This is a genomic window from Pseudomonas sp. Pme6b (assembly GCF_058129925.1).
Genome location: NZ_CM176704.1, coordinates 1048910 through 1068776, shown reverse-complemented (window position 1 = coordinate 1068776; position 19867 = coordinate 1048910). Strand labels below are relative to the sequence as shown.

General features: G+C 60.2%; 12 protein-coding genes, 2 pseudogenes and 1 other annotated feature. Of the genes and pseudogenes, 9 read left to right on the top strand and 5 right to left on the bottom strand.

The genetic code is table 11. The features are described from left to right. Positions 1 to 9: 9 nt before the first annotated feature. Positions 10 to 912, top strand: a complete 903-nt coding sequence (locus AC4ANE_RS04770; RefSeq protein WP_460408731.1) for an alpha/beta hydrolase — start codon at positions 10 to 12, stop codon at positions 910 to 912. Here AC4ANE_RS04770 and AC4ANE_RS04765 read toward each other — a convergent pair. Beyond that, the gene (locus AC4ANE_RS04765; RefSeq protein ID WP_002555354.1) at positions 906 to 2246 is read right to left on the bottom strand and encodes an MATE family efflux transporter; all 1341 of its coding nucleotides are present in this window, start codon (positions 2244 to 2246) and stop codon (positions 906 to 908) included. The two genes, AC4ANE_RS04770 and AC4ANE_RS04765, sit on opposite strands and share 7 nt — an antisense overlap. Positions 2247 to 2434: 188 nt before the next feature. On the opposite strand from AC4ANE_RS04765, the gene AC4ANE_RS04760 reads away from it, so the two are divergent. Both AC4ANE_RS04760 and AC4ANE_RS04755 read left to right on the top strand, forming a co-directional pair. Next, positions 2435 to 3786 (top strand): IS3 family transposase gene (locus AC4ANE_RS04760; protein ID WP_095077641.1). Its coding sequence is split into 2 segments (ribosomal slippage): positions 2435 to 2894 and positions 2894 to 3786, totalling 1353 coding nucleotides; the frame shifts between segments, so codons are not numbered across the junction. Positions 3787 to 3962: 176 nt separating this feature from the next. Beyond that, positions 3963 to 8912, top strand: a complete 4950-nt coding sequence (locus AC4ANE_RS04755; RefSeq protein ID WP_460408729.1) for an alpha-2-macroglobulin — start codon at positions 3963 to 3965, stop codon at positions 8910 to 8912. Between the two features lie 1181 nt (positions 8913 to 10093). On the opposite strand, the gene AC4ANE_RS04750 is transcribed toward AC4ANE_RS04755, so the two are convergent. After that, positions 10094 to 10387, bottom strand: coding sequence for a hypothetical protein (locus tag AC4ANE_RS04750; RefSeq protein WP_002555356.1), 294 nt, complete (start codon positions 10385 to 10387; stop codon positions 10094 to 10096). A 95-nt stretch (positions 10388 to 10482) separates the two neighbouring features. On the opposite strand from AC4ANE_RS04750, the pseudogene AC4ANE_RS04745 reads away from it, so the two are divergent. Next, positions 10483 to 10784: pseudogene (locus AC4ANE_RS04745) on the top strand (peptidoglycan glycosyltransferase PbpC); the annotation flags it as partial. Here the strand turns inward: AC4ANE_RS04745 and AC4ANE_RS04740 are convergent. After that, a protein-coding gene (locus AC4ANE_RS04740; RefSeq protein WP_095178853.1) for an IS3-like element IS51 family transposase occupies positions 10772 to 11994 on the bottom strand; the annotation gives its coding sequence in 2 pieces (ribosomal slippage) (positions 10772 to 11709 and positions 11709 to 11994; 1224 coding nt in all). The pseudogene AC4ANE_RS04745 and the gene AC4ANE_RS04740 sit on opposite strands and share 13 nt — an antisense overlap. Next, positions 11600 to 11716: a sequence feature (AL1L pseudoknot), on the bottom strand. (Overlaps the previous gene by 117 nt.) A gap of 42 nt (positions 11995 to 12036) precedes the next feature. On the opposite strand from AC4ANE_RS04740, the pseudogene pbpC reads away from it, so the two are divergent. Beyond that, positions 12037 to 14145: pseudogene (gene pbpC, locus AC4ANE_RS04735) on the top strand (peptidoglycan glycosyltransferase PbpC); the annotation flags it as partial. Positions 14146 to 14165: 20 nt separating this feature from the next. Here pbpC and AC4ANE_RS04730 read toward each other — a convergent pair. Continuing rightward, positions 14166 to 14573, bottom strand: a complete 408-nt coding sequence (locus AC4ANE_RS04730) for a response regulator (protein WP_002555358.1) — start codon at positions 14571 to 14573, stop codon at positions 14166 to 14168. A 96-nt stretch (positions 14574 to 14669) separates the two neighbouring features. Continuing rightward, complete coding sequence (locus AC4ANE_RS04725; RefSeq protein WP_002555359.1) at positions 14670 to 14858, bottom strand: Flp family type IVb pilin; 189 nt, start codon at positions 14856 to 14858, stop codon at positions 14670 to 14672. A 322-nt stretch (positions 14859 to 15180) separates the two neighbouring features. Here AC4ANE_RS04725 and cpaB point away from each other — a divergent pair, with 322 nt between their 5' ends. The 4 genes from cpaB to AC4ANE_RS04705 are packed head-to-tail and all read left to right on the top strand — an operon-like array spanning position 15181 to position 19854. Continuing rightward, a complete protein-coding gene (cpaB, locus tag AC4ANE_RS04720) occupies positions 15181 to 16140 on the top strand; it encodes a Flp pilus assembly protein CpaB (protein ID WP_010195236.1) in 960 nt (319 codons plus the stop codon). A 20-nt stretch (positions 16141 to 16160) separates the two neighbouring features. After that, positions 16161 to 17411 (top strand): type II and III secretion system protein family protein, encoded by a 1251-nt coding sequence (locus AC4ANE_RS04715; protein ID WP_057425073.1) that lies wholly within the window; start codon positions 16161 to 16163, stop codon positions 17409 to 17411. Further along, a complete protein-coding gene (locus AC4ANE_RS04710; protein WP_002555362.1) occupies positions 17408 to 18598 on the top strand; it encodes a CpaE/TadZ family protein in 1191 nt (396 codons plus the stop codon). The genes AC4ANE_RS04715 and AC4ANE_RS04710 overlap by 4 nt, the downstream gene beginning before the upstream one ends. Further along, the gene (locus AC4ANE_RS04705) at positions 18598 to 19854 is read left to right on the top strand and encodes a TadA family conjugal transfer-associated ATPase (protein ID WP_002555363.1); all 1257 of its coding nucleotides are present in this window, start codon (positions 18598 to 18600) and stop codon (positions 19852 to 19854) included. Before AC4ANE_RS04710 ends, AC4ANE_RS04705 begins: the two co-directional genes overlap by 1 nt. Positions 19855 to 19867: the final 13 nt, after the last annotated feature.

The following is a 19867-nucleotide window of genomic DNA, read 5'->3' as shown; positions in this document are numbered from 1 at the left end:
CCTTCCCTTATGATACGAGTGATTTTCCTGACACTGATGACGGGTGCCGTACTGGCAGCATTGTCCGGTTGCTCGCCCTTGAAGCTGCTCAACACGTTGAATCCGACCGGCCCTGTCGATCATGTCTACGGGGTGGCCTACGGGCAGGATCCACGCAACACGCTGGACGTTTACACCCCACAGACTAAACCGGCCAATGCGCCAGTCGTGGTGTTTTTCTATGGCGGCAGCTGGAACACCGGTTCGAAAGCCAATTACGCCTTCGTCGGCGAAGCATTGGCTGCGCGTGGCATGGTCGTCGTGATTGCCGACTACAGGCTCTATCCGCAGGTGCGCTACCCAAGCTTTCTGGAAGATTCAGCCAAGGCGCTGGCCTGGGCGCACAAGCATGCAAAAACCTACGGTGGCGATCCTGACCGCTTGTACGTGATGGGCCACAGTGCAGGTGCCTATAACGCTGCGATGCTGGCGCTCGACCCCCGCTGGCTGGCCCGTGAAGGCTTGTCGCCGTCCATTCTCAGCGGCTGGATCGGGCTGGCCGGGCCGTACGACTTTCTGCCTATCGAGAACGCCGATGTGAAACCGGTGTTCTTTTTCCCCGACTCACCGCCTGACTCGCAACCCATCAACCACGTCAGTTCCAGCGCGCCCCCTGCGTTGCTGATGGCCTCGAATACGGACTCGCTGGTCAACCCCAAACGCAACACCGGTGGCCTGGCGCGGGCATTGCGCAAGGCGGGTGTGCCGGTACGCGACCTGTATTTCTCGCGCACCAATCACGGCACGCTGGTCGGCGCATTTGCCAAGCTGTTAAGCGGCCTGGCACCGGTGGTCGACGAGGTCGACATGTTCGTCAATCACACCCCGCAAAGGCTCGCGGAAAAGAACCGTGCGGTCTTGAAGACTCAGTGAACGAACCAGCCGTCCCGGCGCGTCAATCGCCAGGCAATGGCGCCAAGGCTCAGGCCGCGCAGCAGGGTAAAAGCCAGAAACGTCAGCCATAGCGCGTGATTGCCGTGGCTGGAAGCCAGATAAGCCAGCGGCGCGATGCCTGCTGCGCTGAACAGCATCGCGTTGCGCATTTCACGCGCACGGGTGGCACCGATGAACAGCCCGTCCAGCAGGTAACTCCAGACGGCCAGCAGTGGCATCAGCGCCAGATATGGCAGATAGGTCATGGCCGTGGCGCGAACCTCAGGAATATCGGTCTGCACGCTGACGAACCCATGCCCGCCCACCAGAAACAACAGCGCAAATGCCACGCTGGCAATCAGTGACCAGCCTCCCGCGACCACCAGCGAGCGCCGCAGCGTATCCCGGTCACGCGCACCAATGGCATGGCCGCACAGAGCCTCGACTGCATGCGCCAGCCCGTCCAGTGCATGGGCAGTCAACAGCAGGCCGTTGAGCAACAATGCGTTGGCGGCAACCGTTGCGTCACCCAGACGAGCGCCCTGCACGGTGATCAGGAACATCACCGATTGCAGCGCCAGTGTGCGCAGAAAGATGTCTCGATTGACCGCCAGCAAGGGCCTCCATTTGCTCCACAGCCTCAGGGCTGACCAGACGATCTGCCCCGGCCAGGCGCGCAAGGTCTTGCGGGCCAGCAGCAGACCGAGCACTACGCCGGTCCACTCTGCCAGCACCGAGGCACGCGCCGAACCGACCACGCCCCAGTCCAGGCCGATGACGAACCACAGGTTGAGCGCGATATTGACCAGATTGGTGATGAGCAGAATGGCCAGTGGCGCTCTGGCGTTCTGCGCGCCGAGAAACCAGCCGACCAGCGCATAACTGGCCAGCGCCGCAGGCAGGCCGAACAGCCGGGTGTGGAAGAAATCCAGGGTCATTTGCTGCAGATCGGCAGACGGCTGCATCATCGCCAGCGCCAGATGGCTGAACGGCAAGGCGATCACACCCAGCAACAACGCCAGCCCGACGGCCAGCAACAGCCCCTGCAACAGGATCCGGCGCAGCGCAGCACTGTCATTGCGCCCTGCCGCCTGCGCGGCAAAACCGGTGGTGCCCATGCGTAGAAAACCCATGGCCCAGGCAAGGAAAGTGTAAAGCGTCGACCCGACCGCGACGGAACCCAACTGATGTGCGTGCGGCAGATGACCGATCACTGCGCTGTCGACCAGCGCTACCAGCGGAACGGAAATATTCGACAGAATCATCGGCGCAGCCAGCGCCCAGACACGACGATGGGTTGAGCGATGACGCCAATCGTTGAGCAACGTGGACATGAGAACTCCCGGCAAGGCGAGCATTGTAGCCAGAGCGCCAAGGCTTTGCTGTGCAGATGATGGTGGCCCGGTCGTGAATGTGCGGCGCGGCGAACATTTGTGACGCGGAGCGTCACCCAAGGCATTCCCACGCTGGTGAACTGCCCCCAAGAAGTTGGACACCAATCCGACCTCACGGGGGTGTTCAAATGGGTAAGTATTCAGAGCAGTTCAAGCTCACTGTCGTCAAAGCGTATCTTGAAGACAACATGGGCTTTCGTATGGTAGCCCGCCAGTTCTCGATCGATTTCAGCCTGCTTCGACGCTGGGTCGCTAACTACAAGAGTCATGGTCACACCGGCCATCGCAAGCCTGGTCTTCGATACAGCGAAGCTTTCAAGCGCTCAGTGCTTGAGCACAGGCGTGAACACAAGCTATCGCTCCGTCAGGCCGCTGCGCATTTTGGTATCGGGGATCCCGGCCAAATAGTCATTTGGGAAAAGCGGCATTACAGTAGCGGTACAGCCCCGTATGTTCCTGCCAGAAGAAAGCCTGTCGCCATGCCAAAGAAGCCTTATCCCGCCAAACCAGTAACCGCCGACGATACGCAGAAGACGCGCGACCAGTTGATGAGCGAGCTTGAATATCTGCGCATGGAGAACGCTTACCTAAAAAAGTTGGAAGAGCTGAAGGAGCAGAAACGACGGCAACCGAAAAAGCCCTGAGCATCAAGCAACTGAGGGGCCGGTTCCCGCTTTGCGCTCTGCTGAGGCTGGCGGGCTTGGCACGCAGCACGTTTTACTATCAGGTTCAGGTGCAATCCAGACCCGATCCCTATGCTGCTTTGAAACAGTTAGTCGAAAGCATTTACCACGAGGAGAAAGGCCTTTATGGCGCTCGGCGTATCACGGCGGTCATTCGCACTGCAGGTATTTTGGTCAACAAGAAGGTTGTAGAACGACTGATGGCAGAACTGGGCCTGCGATCAGTGGTGCGCCCCAAAAAATACCGCTCCTATAAGGGCGTAATCGGAACCATTGCGCCGAATTTGCTGGAGCGCAATTTCAGCGCGCAACGCCCGAACCAGAAGTGGGTGACCGATGTGACTGAGTTCAAGGTAGGCAATCGAAAGCTGTATCTCTCACCCGTGATGGACTTGTACAACGGTGAAATCGTGGCGTATGAAGTGTCGACAAGGCCGAGCTTTGAGCTGGTCACCAGCATGCTGGACAAGGCGCTTCAGCAGTTGCAGGACGAGCCGAAGCTTGTGATGCACTCGGACCAGGGCTGGCAGTATCAACACGCGCAGTATCGCCATAAGCTATCGGTACGAGGCGTCAAACAAAGCATGTCCCGTAAGGGCAACTGCCTGGACAATGCGGCAATGGAAAGCTTTTTCGGTACACTGAAATCCGAGTTTTTCTACCTGAAACAGTTTGAAAGCATCGATGAGTTGAAAGCAGGTCTGGATGAGTACATCCACTACTACAACCATGACCGCATCAAGCTGAAGCTCAACGGCCAAAGCCCCGTAAAATACAGGGCTCAGGCGGCAAGCTAAAACCGTCCAACTTTTGGGGGGCAGTTCACTGGAGCGTGAGGAACGATAGCCAGGCTCTACGTCCTGCGCTGGCGTGTGAGGAATGCCAGGGACTACCTGTTCAATCTGACAGTAATACTTGTCATCACGACTGTTATATAGTCGCACCCTCTCTACCGTTGCCGATGAGTGCCACCATGTTCAACAAAGGATTGTTTCTGGCTTGCGCGCTTGCGTTGCTGAGCGCCTGTGATTCCTCCTCCCCGGATAAACCGGCGCCAGCCGCGGCAGCAACGACCCAGGCAGCGGTTACCGATACAAAGCCCAAACCCGCAGTCGACCTCGCCGCGCTGAGCAAGCGCTACGCAGGGCGCGAACTGACCGTCATCGACGTGTCGGAAATCCAGATCGACGGCGCAAGCGCCCTGTCGGTGAGCTTTTCCGTGCCGCTCGACCCGGAGCAGAAGTTCGGCGAAAAACTTCATCTGGTGGACAGCAAGAACGGCAAGGTCGACGGTGCCTGGGAGCTGTCGGACAACCTCATGGAACTGCGCCTGCGCCACCTTGAGCTGCAGCGCAAACTGGTGCTGACCGTCGATGCCGGTCTGCAGGCCGTCAACAAGGCCACGCTCGCGGCCGAATACATCAGCCGTCTGGAAACCCGTGACCTGCAAGCCACCGTCGGCTTCGCCAGCCGTGGTAGCCTGTTGCCGACGCGGCTGGCCGAGGGCTTGCCGGTCATCGCCCTGAACGTCGACAAGGTGGATGTCGAATTCTTTCGCGTCAAACCCGACTCGATGCCCAACTTCCTCGCCCAGTGGGACGGCGCGTCGAGCCTGTCCAGCTACAGCTCCGAAGAGCTGTTGCCTATGGCCGAACTGGTCTACAGCGGTCGTTTCGACCTCAAGCCTGCGCGCAATACCCGTGAAACCCTGCTGCTACCGATTGCCGGTATCAAACCTCTGCAACAGCCGGGTGTTTATCTGGCAGTCATGCGCGCGTCGGGGACCTACAGCTACTCGCAGCCGGCTACCCTGTTCACCCTCAGTGATATCGGTCTGTCGATACACCGTTACAGCAACCGTCTGGACGTCTTCACTCAAGCGATCGAGGGCGGCAAGGCCCTGAGCGATGTGAGCGTCGATGTGTACGACGACAGCGGCAAGGTTGTCGCCCAGGGCAAGACCGACAGCGACGGCCACACTCAACTGCCGCTGCCAGCCAAGGCGGCGGTGGTACTGGCGCACAAGGACGAACAGACCAGCATGCTGCGTTTGAACAGTTCGGCGCTGGACCTGGCCGAGTTCGACATCTCCGGCCCGCAGGCTCACCCGCTGCAATTCTTTATTTTCGGCCCGCGTGACCTGTATCGCCCCGGTGAAACCGTGCTGCTCAACGGCCTGCTGCGTGACAGCGACGGCAAGAACGTCAAGCCACAACCCATCACCGTCGAAGTGCGCCGCCCTGATGATCAGGTCAGCCGCAAGTTCGTCTGGGAAGCCGACAGCAGTGGGTTCTACCAGTATCAATTGCAACTCGCCGATGAAGCGCCGACCGGTCGCTGGCAACTGGTGTTCGACCTGGGCGACGGCAAACCGCAGCTTTACGAATTCAAGGTTGAAGACTTCCTGCCCGAGCGCCTGGCTCTGGAACTCAAGGGCAGCGACACGCCGGTTGCGCCTGCTGACAACCCCGAGTTCGATATCACTGGTCGCTACCTGTACGGCGCGCCCGCCTCGGGCAATACCCTGACCGGTCAGGTCTACGTACGTCCGCTGCGCGAAGCCGTGCCGAAACTGCCGGGCTATCAGTTCGGTTCGATCACCGAAGAAGACCTCAAGCATGACCTGGAGCTGGAGCCGGTTACGCTTGACGCCGAAGGCCACTCGACGCTTGCCGTGCAGAGCGAATGGGCGCAAGCCAAATCGCCACTGCAACTGATTCTGCAAGCCAGCCTGCAAGAGTCCGGCGGGCGTCCGATCACCCGTCGTCTGGTGCAGCCGATCTGGCCTGCCGAGCACTTGCCCGGCGTGCGTGCGTTGTTCGGCAGCAGTACAGGCAGCGATGACTACGACGACGAAGCCGACAAGGGCGAGGCGCAGACCAACGGCGACGGCCCGGCCGAATTTGAAATCGTGATGGCCGATGCCGCTGGCAACAAACTGGCCGCTGATAATGTAAAAGTCAGGTTGATTCGTGAGCGCCGCGACTACTACTGGAATTATTCGGCCAACGATGGCTGGAGCTACCACTTCAACGAGAAATTCCTCAACCTGAACGAGGAGACCCTCAACATCACCAAGGACTCGACAGCCAAAATCAGCTTCCCGGTCGAGTGGGGCCCTTACCGTGTCGAAGTGGAAGACCCGTCCACCGGTATGGTCAGCAGCCTGCGCTTCTGGGCGGGCTATCGTTGGCAGGACAACACCGATGGCGGCGCGGTCAGGCCGGATCAGGTCAAGCTGGCGCTGGACAAACCGGCCTACAACGACGGCGACACCGCCACGGTGACCGTCACGCCACCCGCTGCGGGCAAGGGCTACCTGCTGGTCGAGTCCAGCGAAGGTCCATTGTGGTGGAAGGAAATCGACGTGCCGGCCGAGGGCAAATCGTATGAAATCCCGCTGGACAAAAAGTGGGCGCGCCACGATCTGTACGTCACCGCTCTGGTCATACGCCCCGGCGAGCGCAAGGCCAACGTTACACCGAAGCGCGCTGTAGGTGTGCTGCACCTGCCGCTGGACCGTGCGCAACGCAAACTGGCGCTGACGGTCACCGCACCGGAGAAAATGCGCCCCAAACAGCCGCTTAAACTCAAGATTGTCGCCAAAAATGCCGATGGCAGCGTGCCAAGGCAGGTGCAAGTGCTGGTGTCGGCAGTGGACGTCGGCATTCTCAATATCACCCGCTACGCCACGCCCGACCCGTTTGCCAGCCTGTTTGGCCGCAAGCAGTATGGCGCGGACCAACTGGACATCTACGGCCAGTTGATCGAAGCCGGTCAGGGACGTCTGGCCAGCATGGCGTTCGGTGGCGATGCGCTGGCCAAAGGCGGCAAGCGTCCGGACACCAGCGTGACCATCGTGGCACTGCAAAGCGCGCCGGTTACCCTGAACGACGCGGGTGAAGGTGAAGCGAGTGTCGACATTCCAGACTTCAACGGCGAACTGCGGGTCATGGCTCAGGCCTGGACCGACGACCGCTACGGCATGGCCGAGGCGAAAACCGTGGTGGCTGCGCCGATCATCGCCGAGCTGTCGACGCCGCGCTTCCTCGCAGGTGGCGACCAGACCAGCGTCGCGCTTGACGTCTCCAACCTGTCGGGCAAAGCGCAAAAGCTGGACGTGAAGATCAGCGCTGAAGGCCAGTTGAGCATTCCTGGCGGCGATCAGATCAAGCCCTTGCAACTCAAAGAGGGTCAGCGCGTCCCCCTTAAAGTGCCGGTACTGGCGCGGGGTGGACTGGGTCAGGGCAAAATCAAAGTGCTGATCGAAGGTCTGGACCTGCCCGGTGAAACCCTGCCCGCCTTCACTCGCGAGTGGAACATCGGTGTACGCCCAGCCTACCCGGCGATGCTCAGGCATTATCGCGCCACTCTCAACGAGCAAAGCTGGAGCCTGCCGGACGGTGCACTTGAAGCCTTCGAGCCTGCCGGTCGCGAAGCCATGCTGTCGCTGTCGAGCCGCCCACCGCTGAACATCGGTGAGCAGATTCGGGCACTGAAAGCCTACCCTTACGGTTGTCTGGAGCAGACCGCCAGCGGCCTGTATCCATCGCTGTATGCCGACGCGGCGACCCTCAAGCGTCTGGGCCTGACCGGCGAACCGGATGCCGAACGCAAGCGCAAGGTCGAAATCGGCATCGAGCGCCTGCTGGGCATGCAACGTTACAACGGCAGCTTTGGCCTTTGGGGTTCGGACAGCGACGAGGAATACTGGCTGACTGCCTATGTCACCGACTTCCTGCTGCGCGCCCACGATCAGGGCTTTGCCGTACCACCGGACGCGCTGAAGAAAGCCAGTGAACGCCTGCTGCGCTATTTGCAGGATGCCGGGCAGATTCAGGTCAATTACAGCCAGAACGCCGAACATACGCGCTTCGCCGTGCAAGCCTATGCGGGGCTGGTGCTGTCACGCAGCCAACAGGCTCCGCTGGCGGCCTTGCGCAGCCTGTTCGACCGACGCAGTGACGCCCGCTCCGGGCTGCCGCTGGTGCAACTGGCGGTCGCGCTGGAAAAGATGGGCGACAAACCGCGTGCCGATCTGGCCCTGAGCGCCGGCCTGGCAGTCAGCCGCAAAAATGAATGGCTGGCCGACTACGGCAGCTCGCTGCGTGATCAGGCGCTGATTCTGGCCTTGCTGGAAGAAAATGATCTCGCCAGGGAAAGGCGTGACGAGCGCCTGTTTGCCTTGGCCGATGAAGTGGCCGCCAATCGCTACCTGTCCACTCAGGAAAGCAACTCGCTGTTCCTTGCCGGTCGTAACCTGCTGGGTAAAGCGGAGAAGGACTGGACCGCCAGCCTCGCCAGCGGCACTCAAACCCGCGAGCTAAGCAACAAACAGCCGGGCCTCAAGCTGGACGGTGGGCTGCTGGCTTCGCCGCTTTCAGTACACAATCAAGGCAGCGAACCGCTCTATCAGCAACTGACCGTTTCCGGTTATCCAACCCAGACGCCTGCAGCCGGTGGCGAAAACCTGAGCATTCGTCGCGAATACCTGAGCCTGAGCGGCGCGCCACTGAACGTCGGAGCCCTGAAAACCGGGCAACTGGTGCTGGTGCATCTGGAGATTGGTGCCAAACAGCGCGTACCTGATGCGTTGGTGGTGGACTTGCTGCCTGCGGGCCTGGAGCTGGAAAACCAGAACCTGGCGCAAAGCTCGGCAAGCCTGGAAGACGCCAGTGAAGAAGTGAAGACGATCCGCGAGTCGATGGAAAACGCCGGGATCAAGCATCAGGAATACCGCGGTGATCGTTACGTGGCGGCGCTGGATATCGACGGCAGCAGCACCGTGCACCTGCTCTACCTGGCCCGCGCAGTCACGCCGGGAACATACCGCGTGCCGCCGCCGCAGGTCGAATCGATGTACCGCCCGAACTGGCAGGCACTGGGTGATGCACCCGCGCAGATGGTGGTAAAGGGCAAATGATCGCTGACTGATTGTTTGGTTGGTTGGAATGCGTACCTGTGGGAGCGACCGGGGCGGCGATCCGCATTGTTCGCGAAAGGGCCGGTACATCCGCTGAAGATGTATCTTCAGGAATAAAGCCTTCGCGAACAAGTTCGCTCCCACAAGGAGTGCGCGTTATCTCAAAAGATTCCGGTCGCTCCCAAATATGGATGCGCAGTGGTGGTGAAGGGCAAATGCTTGACTGGAATGCGTACCCGTGGGAGCGACCGGGGCGGCGATCCGCATTGTTCGCGAAAGGGCCGGTACATCCGCTGAAGATGTATCTTCAGGAATAAAGCCTTCGCGAACAAGTTCGCTCCCACAAGGAGTGCGCGTTATCTCAAAAGATTCCGGTCGCTCCCAAATATGGATGCGCAGTGGTGGTGAAGGGCAAATGCTTGACTGGAATGCATACCCGTGGAGCGACCGGGGCGGCGATCCGCATTGTTCGCGAAGGGGACGATACATCCACTGAGGATGTATCGTCAGGAATAAAGCCTTCGCGAACAAGTTCGCTCCCACAAGGAGTGCGCGTTATCTCAAAAGATTCCGGTCGCTCCCAAATATGGATGCGCAGTGGTGGTGAAGGGCAAATGCTTGACTGGAATGCATACCCGTGGAGCGACCGGGGCGGCGATCCGCATTGTTCGCGAAGGGGACGATACATCCACTGAGGATGTATCGTCAGGAATAAAGCCTTCGCGAACAAGTTCGCTCCCACAAGGAGTGCGCGTTATCTCAAAAGATTCCGGTCGCTCCCAAATATGGATGCGCAGTGGTGGTGAAGGGCAAATGCTTGACTGGAATGCGTACCCGTGGGAGCGATCGGGGCGGCGATCCGCATTGTTCGCGAAGGGGACGATACATCCACTGAGGATGTATCGTCAGGAATAGAGCCTTCGCGAACAAGTTCGCTCCCACAAGGAGTGCGCGTTATCTCAAAAGATTCCGGTCGCTCCCAAATATGGATGCGCAGTGGTGGTGAAGGGCAAATGCTTGACTGGAATGCGTACCCGTGGGAGCGACCGGGGCGGCGATCCGCATTGTTCGCGAAGGGGACGATACATCCACTGAGGATGTATCTTCAGGAATAGAGCCTTCGCGAACAAGTTCGCTCCCACAAGGGCACGCGCTTACGGCGTGGAGGCGGAGTTAGCGCATCAATGAATGATCCAGCTCAGCAACCACAGGCCCAGCGCCAGCCAGATGATCCCGAGGATGATCGAGGCGCGCATGAATGCCCGGACAGCCGAGTAAAGCAGCATCAGGCCGATGATCAGTGCGACGATGCTGATCAGTGAAGTGTCCATGCCCAGCGTGCGGGACAGGCCATCGACAAAATTTCCTCCAGCATGGGTAAACCCGTTGAACAACCACGCCAGACCGTCGACGAAGAAGCGAATCACCGCGCCGATGGCCTGCCCGAGCCATTCAAAAAAGCCTTCTACCTGCATATGTACGTCCTGATTGGGGTCGTGAAGAAAATGATCTGTCCGCTTTGGCCGTCGCAAGGCGTGTCAGGTTCCGTGGATCATAAAGGCTCTTTGTGTTGAAACCTGAATTTCTTCTGCGTCTGCGGCAAAAACTCAAGTGGCTGGCAGGCGCGATCATGCTGCTGATCGCCCTGCTTTGGCTGGCGGATCGCCTGTGGCCGTTGCCACTGCCAAAGACGATCTGGCCCGCGTCGTGCTGGCCGAGGACGGCACACCGCTGTGGCGCTTTGCCGATGCCAATGGCGTGTGGCGCTATCCGGTCAGCAACGAGCAGGTTTCGCCTTATTACCTTGAAGCCCTGCTGACTGAACCGCCCCGGGTTTCTCGGAGACCCTTTTGTTTGAGTCATGCCACCTGGGCAGACTCGGTGAGTTGCTGATAATAGATTGCTTCTGCTTCGACCGGTGGAATATGACCGATTGGCTCCAGCAGGCGGCGGTGATTGAACCAGTCCACCCATTTCAGGGTTTCCAGCTCCACCGCCCCCCGTGTGGGCCAAGAGCGTCGATGAATCACTTCAGCCTTGTAAAGACCATTGATGGTCTCAGCCAAAGCATTGTCGTAAGAGTCACCGACACTCCCGACCGATGGCTCAATACCGGCTTCGACAAGACGCTCGGTATAGCGAATGGACACGTACTGCACGCCACGGTCACTGTGGTGAATGAGTCCACCCTGCTTGACTGGGCGACGGGCGTAAAGGGCTTGCTCCAGTGCATCGAGTACAAAATCGGTACGCGCTGAACTGGACACCTTCCAACCGACGATGAATCGGGCAAAGACATCAATGATGAAGGCCACGTAAACAAAACCCTGCCAGGTACTGACGTAGGTAAAGTCCGATACCCATAGGGCGTTCGGGCACTCAGCCACAAACTGACGGTTGACATGATCCTGCGGGCACGGCCTGGCTTGGTCGCTGACCGTCGTCTTGACGGGCTTGCCGCGTACCACGCCTTGCAGGCCCAGCTCTCCCATCAGACGTTGCACCGTACAGCGGGCGACTTGCAGTCCGTCACGCAGCAATTGTCGCCAGACCTTGCGCACGCCATATACCTGGAAGTGCTCATCCCAGACTCGCTGGATGTGCTCACCCAGTTCCTGGTCACGCTGCGCACGCGCTGACTGCTGGCTGGGGTCAGCCTGCTGAGCAGCGTACCGGTAGTACGTCGACGGGGCGATTGGCAACACCTTGCAAATCGGCTCGACCCCGTAAGACTGGCGGTTTTCATCAATAAACGTCTTCATCGTTTGAATGGGCGGTCGAGCTCCGCCTGGGCAAAATAGGCTGAGGCCTTACGCAAGATCTCGTTAGCTTGACGCAACTGACGGTTCTCACGCTCCAAGAGCTTGACTCGCTCACGTTCGACTGTGCTCAGCCCATCACGCTGGCCGCTGTTGCGCTCAGATTGGCGAACCCACAGCCGTAATGTCTCGGGCGTGCAGCCGATCTTGGGGGCAATGGCACTGATGGTGGCCCACTGCGACTCGTACTCAGGAAGGTGTTCGAAAACCATCCTGATGGCCCGCTCACGGACCTCTGGGGAATACTTCGGTAGTTTTTTCATCGCTCCATCCTCTCAAAGGTTGGAGTCTCCGAGAAACCCGGGGCGGTTCAGACCTACGAAGACCGCTGGTTCTACAGCCATCCTGGCGTGAACCCGCTGGCGCTGGTGCGCGCCACCTGGCAAAACCTCAGTGGCGCGCGCGTGGTCTCCGGTGGCAGTACGCTGTCAATGCAGGTGGCGCGGCTACTCGACCCGCACTCGCGAACCTTATCCGGCAAGTTTCGCCAGTTGTGGCGCACCTTGCAGCTTGAGTGGCACCTGTCCAAGGATGAAATCCTCAGCCTGTACCTCAATCGCGCGCCATTTGGCGGCACGTTGCAAGGGGTGGCGGCCGCCAGTTGGGCATATCTGGGCAAATCCCCACACAATCTGACTCGCGCCGAGGCTGCATTGCTCGCGGTGCTGCCACAGGCGCCCAGTCGGCTGCGGCCGGACCGTCATCCACAACGGGCGCAAGGTGCCCGCGACAAGGTCCTAAGGCGTCTCGCCGAGTTTCAGGTATGGCCGCAAGCCAGCGTGGACGAGGCTCTGGAAGAGCCGTTATGGCTGGCACCGCGACAGGAGCCCAGCCTTGCGCCGCTGCTGGCCCGACGCCTTAATCGCCCCAACAGCCCGCCGCTGATCCGCACCACGCTGGATGCCTCACTGCAACGGCGCATGGAAGACCTGCTGATGGGCTGGCGCGCGCGCCTTCCGGAACGGACCTCGGCAGCGATTCTGGTGGTCGAGGCAGAAAACATGGCCGTGCGCGCTTATGTGGGTTCAGTGGACATCAACGACGCCAAACGTTTCGGGCATGTGGACATGGTGACGGCGCTGCGTTCGCCCGGCTCCACCCTCAAGCCATTCCTGTACGGCATGGCATTGGATGCCGGACTGATTCACTCCGAATCACTGATGCAGGACGTACCGCGTCGCTACGGTGACTACCGGCCGGGCAACTTCTCAACCGGTTTCGGCGGACCTGTGGCGGCCAGTTCGGCGCTGTCGATGTCGCTCAACCTGCCTGCCGTGCAGTTACTGGAGGTTTATGGGCCGAAACGCTTCGCCGCCGAACTGCGCAATGGCGGCGTACCGCTGACCCTGCCGCCGCTGGCCGAGCCGAATCTGGCGCTGATTCTGGGAAGTGCGGGCAGTCGGCTGGAGGATTTGGTGACGGGATACAGCGCCTTCGCTCGTGGCGGGCGAAGCGCCGATGTTCGATTGCAACCGCAGGACCGATTGCGCGAACGGCAGATGATGTCGCCAGGGGCCGCGTGGATCATCCGGCGCATCCTCAGCGGCCAGTCGCGTCCGGACATAGACCCGCGCGCCGAGCTGGTGCAGCGCCCGCAACTGGCCTGGAAGACCGGCACCAGCTATGGCTTCCGCGATGCGTGGGCGATTGGTGTGGGGCCGCGTTTTCTGGTCGGTGTATGGATCGGTCGCCCGGACGGCACACCGGTGCCGGGGCAGTTCGGGCTGGCGTCGGCAGCGCCACTGATGCTTCAGGTTCATGATGTGCTGGTCAATCGCGACAGCCAGCGCGGGATCGCTGCGCCGGTGCAACCGGTGCCGCTGAATGTCGGCGTGGCAGCGATCTGCTGGCCGCTGGGGCAACCGATGAGCAAAAGCGACCCGAACTGCCGTCGACAGCGCTTCGCCTGGACACTGGACGGCACCACGCCGCCAACCTTGCAGGCGGCCGATCAACCGCTCGGCCTGGGCTTGCAGGAACGTGTCTGGATCAACGCCAAGGGGTTACGCGTGGCGGCCGGTTGCCCCGACGCTCAAGCGCAGGACATCGCGCTTTGGCCTGCCCCTCTGGAACCCTGGCTGCCCAGGGCCGAACGACGCGAAGCCCGCCTGCCACCCGCCGACCCGGACTGTCCACCACAGAACCTCAACCAGGCACCGCCGCTTAGCATCGTCGGCGTGCGCGAAGGCGACAACCTGCGCCTGCCAGCGAGCAGCCGTCAGGCGCTGCGCCTGAGACTCTCGGCCCTGGGCGGCAGCGGACATCGCTGGTGGTTCATTGACGGCGTGCCACTGGCGGACACCGACACCCGGCAAGACTTCACCCCGACCCTTAGCAAACCGGGCCGTTATCAATTAAGCGTGCTGGACGAAAGCGGCCAGACCGCGAGGGTTGAATTCAGCGTGGTGGAGTGAAGGTTACGAAAACGCTGTGGTCACTGAACCTGAAAGATTTTCGGCTCGGGGAACAGGTTGTTGAGCGTTTCCAGCAAACGAACGTGGTAGATGGGTTTGCGGAACAGGTCCAGCACGTGCAGGCGCAACAGATCGCTGACGTCGTCCATGTCGGCGTGCCCAGAGGTCACGATGACAGGCAGGTGTTGACGCGACGTGTGCTCGCGCAGGTGGCGGATCAACTGGATACCGCTTTCCTCCGGCATCCGCAGATCGGTAATCACCAGCGCGATGTCCGGATGGGCTGTCAGCTGGTGCAGGGCCATTTTCACGGACGACGCCGTGAAACAGCAGAACCCCTCGCCTTCGAGCAGTTCTGCAAGCTCCTCGTTCGCGTCCTCTTCGTCATCAACCAACAGCAGCTGTTGGCGGGTAGGATGGACAGCCATTTTGACACCTTTAAACGTGAATAAATGCGATCAGGATATCCAGATTACTCCTGTTGAAAAAGGCTATCTACTGACATATCTCCATCTGTGCTCAACTCACAACGCATTCTGAATAGTTGTAAACATTGCAGTGATCCTGCCGCTTATCGTGGGAACAAAAGCAACGATAGCCACTGCAACCATCGCTGCGATCAAGGCGTACTCTATACCCGAAGCGGCTTCACGGTCTTTGATAAAGGATTTAACCCGGATATAGGTACCTACGTATAGCCGTGTAAGGGACATCTCATTTCTCCTTGTGCCTTCTAGGCGCGAACATGCGTGTCACATGCGAAACTGTCTGCCTGCACAGCATTGTCTCCAATCCGTAAACCCACAATCTCAACAAAGCATTAACCGGAAAGTTATAAGACTGGCCATCCCCTGCGTCTGGCGTGGTCAAACGCTATGTTGTTCACGCAACAGCATTTTTATACCAAAGCACAATGGCATTCTGAGTGCCATGAGCTAACGTCACATAACGGACGGGAACGTCGTCCGCCGCGCCACATTGCGAAGTTGTCGCACCGGTTTGAAGTTGTCCTGCAATGACAAAGGGAACGTTGCCATGAGCAGTCGCATTACCACGGTGCTTGCTGTCCTGTTTTTGCTGGGAGCGTTGATTGCCGGTTATCTGGGAATCGCCGTCAGCAAACCGGCCGAGGCACCTGCAGTTGTCACGCCGCCCACGGTGCCTGACGCCACCGAAATATCGACCCAGACGCCCCCGACTCCGCCCGTCGAGGATGCGCTGCGCCACAACGTAGTGGTTTTGGCCCGGGACGTACCGGCCTATACCCCCATCACGGCTGAAGACCTGACCGTAGAGCGCCTCAAGGTCGCGCCGCCTGGAAGTTTCGAGCACATCGACAAACTGGTGGGCCGCAGCACTTGGCGAACACTGACGGCCGGAACCTGGCTTAGCGAGAACAGTTTTGAAGCAGGCGGCACACTGGCGCGGATGATTCGCCCTCATGAACGAGCGCTGGCGTTGCAGGTTGACGAGGTGATTGGCGCATCCGGGCAGCTCAGCCCAGGCGACTATGTGGATGTGCTGCTTTACCTGCCCGAGGACACCAGCAACCTGAATCGCTCTAGCCAGGTTGTCGTACCCGCCCTGCGAGTTCTCGGGGTTGGCGGGCTGCTCGGCCCGGATCGCAACGGCAAGCCGGTGCAGGACATCAACGCTGACGAACGCCTTAAACAGGAACAGCTGCGGATCAACGCGCGAACCGTCACCGTCGCGGTACCGGAAGCGTTGCTGGCACGGCTGATGCTTGCGTCGCAAACCGGTGTCCTGCGTCTGGCCGTGCGCAGCGCCGACGAGGGCAACCTTCAGAATTACTGGGCGAGCGAAGCCGGTAGCCGTGATGCCGCCGAACGACTGGACTCTGCCAACCGCCAACTGGTCAGCTTCAGACAATTGAGCCTGGGCCCGGCCAACTCGCCGACACAGGGCGCAGCCACTCGCACGCCTCGCGCAGTCGAGGTCATACGCGGTAACCAGATCACGCAACAAACTCCCTGATTGAGCAAGGATTGCATTTGATGAGCTGTTGTTCCGTGCCAGTAACAAAACCCCGGCTGCTGGCGTTAGCCTTCGCGGCGCTGTCTGCACAATCAGCCTGGGCCGCTTCCGGCAGTTGTGCAGGACTTGCTGCAATGCCAGCGGCGGTGGAAATCGATCAGGGCATTCAGCAGGAAGTGCGCTCACCTGTGGCCATCACCCGCATTGCCGTCGGCGCCCCGAAAATTGCCGATGTGCATGTCAACGGTACGGATGGTTTTCTGTTGACGGGCGTTGCGCAGGGCACGACCAGCCTGATGGTCTGGACCGCCTGCGCCACCGCCCCGCGCCAGAGCATGGTATTCGTACGCGGCCGGGCCACGGCATCGATGATAGAGAGCGTCACTGCGCCATCTGCTGATGCGGAGTTACCCAGCCAGGTGCAGACCGACATCCGCTTTATCGAAGTCAGCCGCACCAAACTCAAGGAGGCCAGTACCTCGATATTCGGCAAGGGCTCGAACAACTTTCTGTTCGGCGCGCCTGGCACGGTTCCCGGCGTAAACGTCACCCCCGGTACGGTGAGTGGCACAAGGCCGAGCATTCCGCTGAACAACAGCAATTTCAATATTGTCTGGGGCGGCGGCAGCAGCAAAGTGCTGGCCATGCTCAACGCCATGGAAAACAGCGGCTACGCCTACACCCTGGCCCGCCCCAGCCTTGTTGCGCTCAATGGGCAAAGTGCAAGCTTTCTGGCAGGGGGCGAGTTCCCGGTGCCTGTGCCCAATGGCGAGGGCAATGGTATTTCCATCGAGTACAAGGAGTTTGGCGTACGCCTGACCCTGACGCCGACAGTAGTGGGCCGTGACCGAATCCTGCTAAAAGTTGCCCCCGAAGTCAGCGAACTGGATTTCTCTGCCGGTATCACCATCGCCGGCACAAACGTGCCGGCGCTTAACATACGGCGTACCGACACCAGTATCGCGCTTGCCGACGGAGAAAGCTTTGTGGTCAGTGGGCTGATCAGCTCCAGTAACGTCGGCTCCGTAGGCAAGTTTCCCGGCTTGGGTGACATTCCCATTCTCGGCGCGTTTTTCCGCAATTCGCAAATCCAGCGCGATGAACGCGAACTGCTGATGATCGTCACCCCGCACCTGGTTCAACCGCTGGCCGCCAACGCGCAATTGCCCTCGCTGCCGGGTGAGGGGCTGCGCACCTACGATCCAAGCTTTCCGCGCCTGTATTTTCTGGAAAACGGCGACTTTGACCGTCGCGACGGGTTATCCAAATGAGCCAGAGCCTGAGCCAGACCTTCCTGGCAATCACCCGTAACAACACTGATCTGGAATGGCTGCAAAGTGCCTTGGGCTCACTGGGCCAAGTGGTCAGCGCAGGCACCGGCAGCCTCGACGATCTGCTCGCGCTGGTGGACGTGACCTTTGCCAGTGTGGTGTTCGTCGGGCTGGACCGTGAGCATCTGATGACCCAGAGCGCCCTGATCGAGAGCGCGCTGGAAGCCAAGCCGATGCTGGCCATCGTCGCGCTTGGCGATGGTATGGATAACCAGCTGGTGCTCAACGCCATGCGTGCCGGGGCGCGGGATTTCGTCGCTTACGGCTCTCGTTCGAGTGAGGTCGCCGGCCTGGTCAGACGCTTGAGCAAGCGCTTGCCTGCCGTGACGCCCAACCCGAACATGAGCGGCCTGTCAGTGCTGTATGGCGCGCAAGGCGATGACGACGGAGCCTTGATCGCGACGCACCTGGCGATGGTGGTGCACAAGACCGGGCAACGCACGCTGCTGCTGGACCTCGGCCTGCCGCGCGGCGACAGCCTGCTGATGCTCGGCCTTGAATCCACATTCAGCTTTGGCGATGCCCTGCGCCACTTGCGCAGGCTCGATGCAACGCTGATCGACAGTGCGTTCACCACCAGTGAAAGCGGTCTGCGCATTCTGGCGTACAGCGAAGCCGACGATCATCTGGAGCAGTCCAGCGCAGCGGAGCTTTATATGCTGCTCAGCGCCCTGCGCCAGCATTTTCAACATGTGGTCGTGAACCTCGTGGGCCAGCCGGACAGCGAGGCACTGCGCTCGCTGGTCAGCCATTGCGATCAGTTGCTGTGGTACGCCGACCAGAGCGTACTGGGCTGTCGACGCAACCTGACGGTGCTTAATAACTGGCGTGAGAAAGGCATGAGAATGCAACACGCCAGCCTGCTGATTGATCGCTATCAGCGCTCGGTCGCACCCAATTCGGAAACCGTGGCCAAGACCTTCGGCCTGCCGGTGCAGGCCGTATTGCCGCTGGCACCAGAGCTGCGCCTCAACGCCAAAAACCAGGGAGTGACGCTGTTCGAGCTGGCCTCACGCGACGCGTTGTGTTCCGGGCTGCGTCGGCTTGGCGAGCATCTGGCACGCAATGCCGAGGCTCACGATAAACCCGATCAGGGCTGGCTCGCTCGACTGTGGGGGAACAGGTAATGGCGGAAAAACTGTTTGGCGTCTCGTCCCGTGGCAGCGGGCAAGCCGATGACGGCCAAGGCCTGAAACTGGTGTTGCACCGTTACATCATCGACGGCATCGAAGAAAGCGGCAAAAACCTGCTCGAAGGCTCACGACCGGCACTGGCGCAATTTGTCATCGACAAGGTGGCCGAATACGTTGCGCGACTGCGGCTGGCTATTTCGCGCTATGAAATGGAGCGACTGGCCGAAGAGCTGGTCGATGAGCTGACCGGTTTCGGCCCGCTTGAAGTGTTGCTGCGCGACACGTCGGTCACGGAAATTCTGGTCAACGGGCCGGGCAAGGTATTTGTCGAACGTGATGGCGTGCTGCACCACACCGACCTGCGCTTTATCGACTCGCACCACGTCGAGCGCGTGATGCAGCGCATCCTCGCGCCACTCGGGCGGCGCCTGGATGAATCTTCGCCTATGGTCGATGCGCGTCTGCCCGACGGCAGCCGGGTCAATGCCATCATCCCGCCGATTGCGCTGGATGGCCCTTGCCTGTCGATCCGGAAATTTCGCAAGGACATGCTCAAGAGCGCAGATCTGGTGGCCATGCAAACCATCGATCAGTCCATTTTCGAATTTTTTCAGGAAGCGGTCGGCAAACGCTGCAACATCCTCGTCAGCGGCGGTACCGGCACAGGCAAGACCACCATGCTCAACGTGCTGAGCCAGTTGATCGACAGCAACCAGCGCCTGGTCACTATCGAGGACGTTGCCGAGCTGCAGCTCAGCCACCCGCACGTGGTGCGTCTGGAAACCCGCCCGCCCAATGCCGAGGGGCATGGCGAGGTGCGCGCCAGCGACCTGATTCGCAACTCGCTGCGGATGCGCCCGGACCGCATCATCCTCGGCGAGATCCGTGGTGTCGAAGTGCTCGATGTATTGACGGCGATGAACACCGGCCACGACGGTTCCATGAGTACCGTTCACGCCAACAATGCTCAGGATGCTCTGCTGCGTCTGGAAACGCTGGTTGGCCTGACCGGGCGACTGATACCGGAAAAAACCCTGCGCCAGATGGTCTGCGCGGCGCTGGATGTGATTATCCAGCTGGCGCGCCTGCCTGATGGCCGACGCTGTGTCAGCGAAGTGGTGGAGGTAGTCGGCATACGCGATGACATCTATGTCACCAATACATTGTTCCGCCTTGATCGCCGCACCGGGGTCGGCTTCATGCGCGAAGCTGCACACGCCGCAGGCGACAAGCTGCGGCCAGGCTACTGACGTGCTCAGGGAG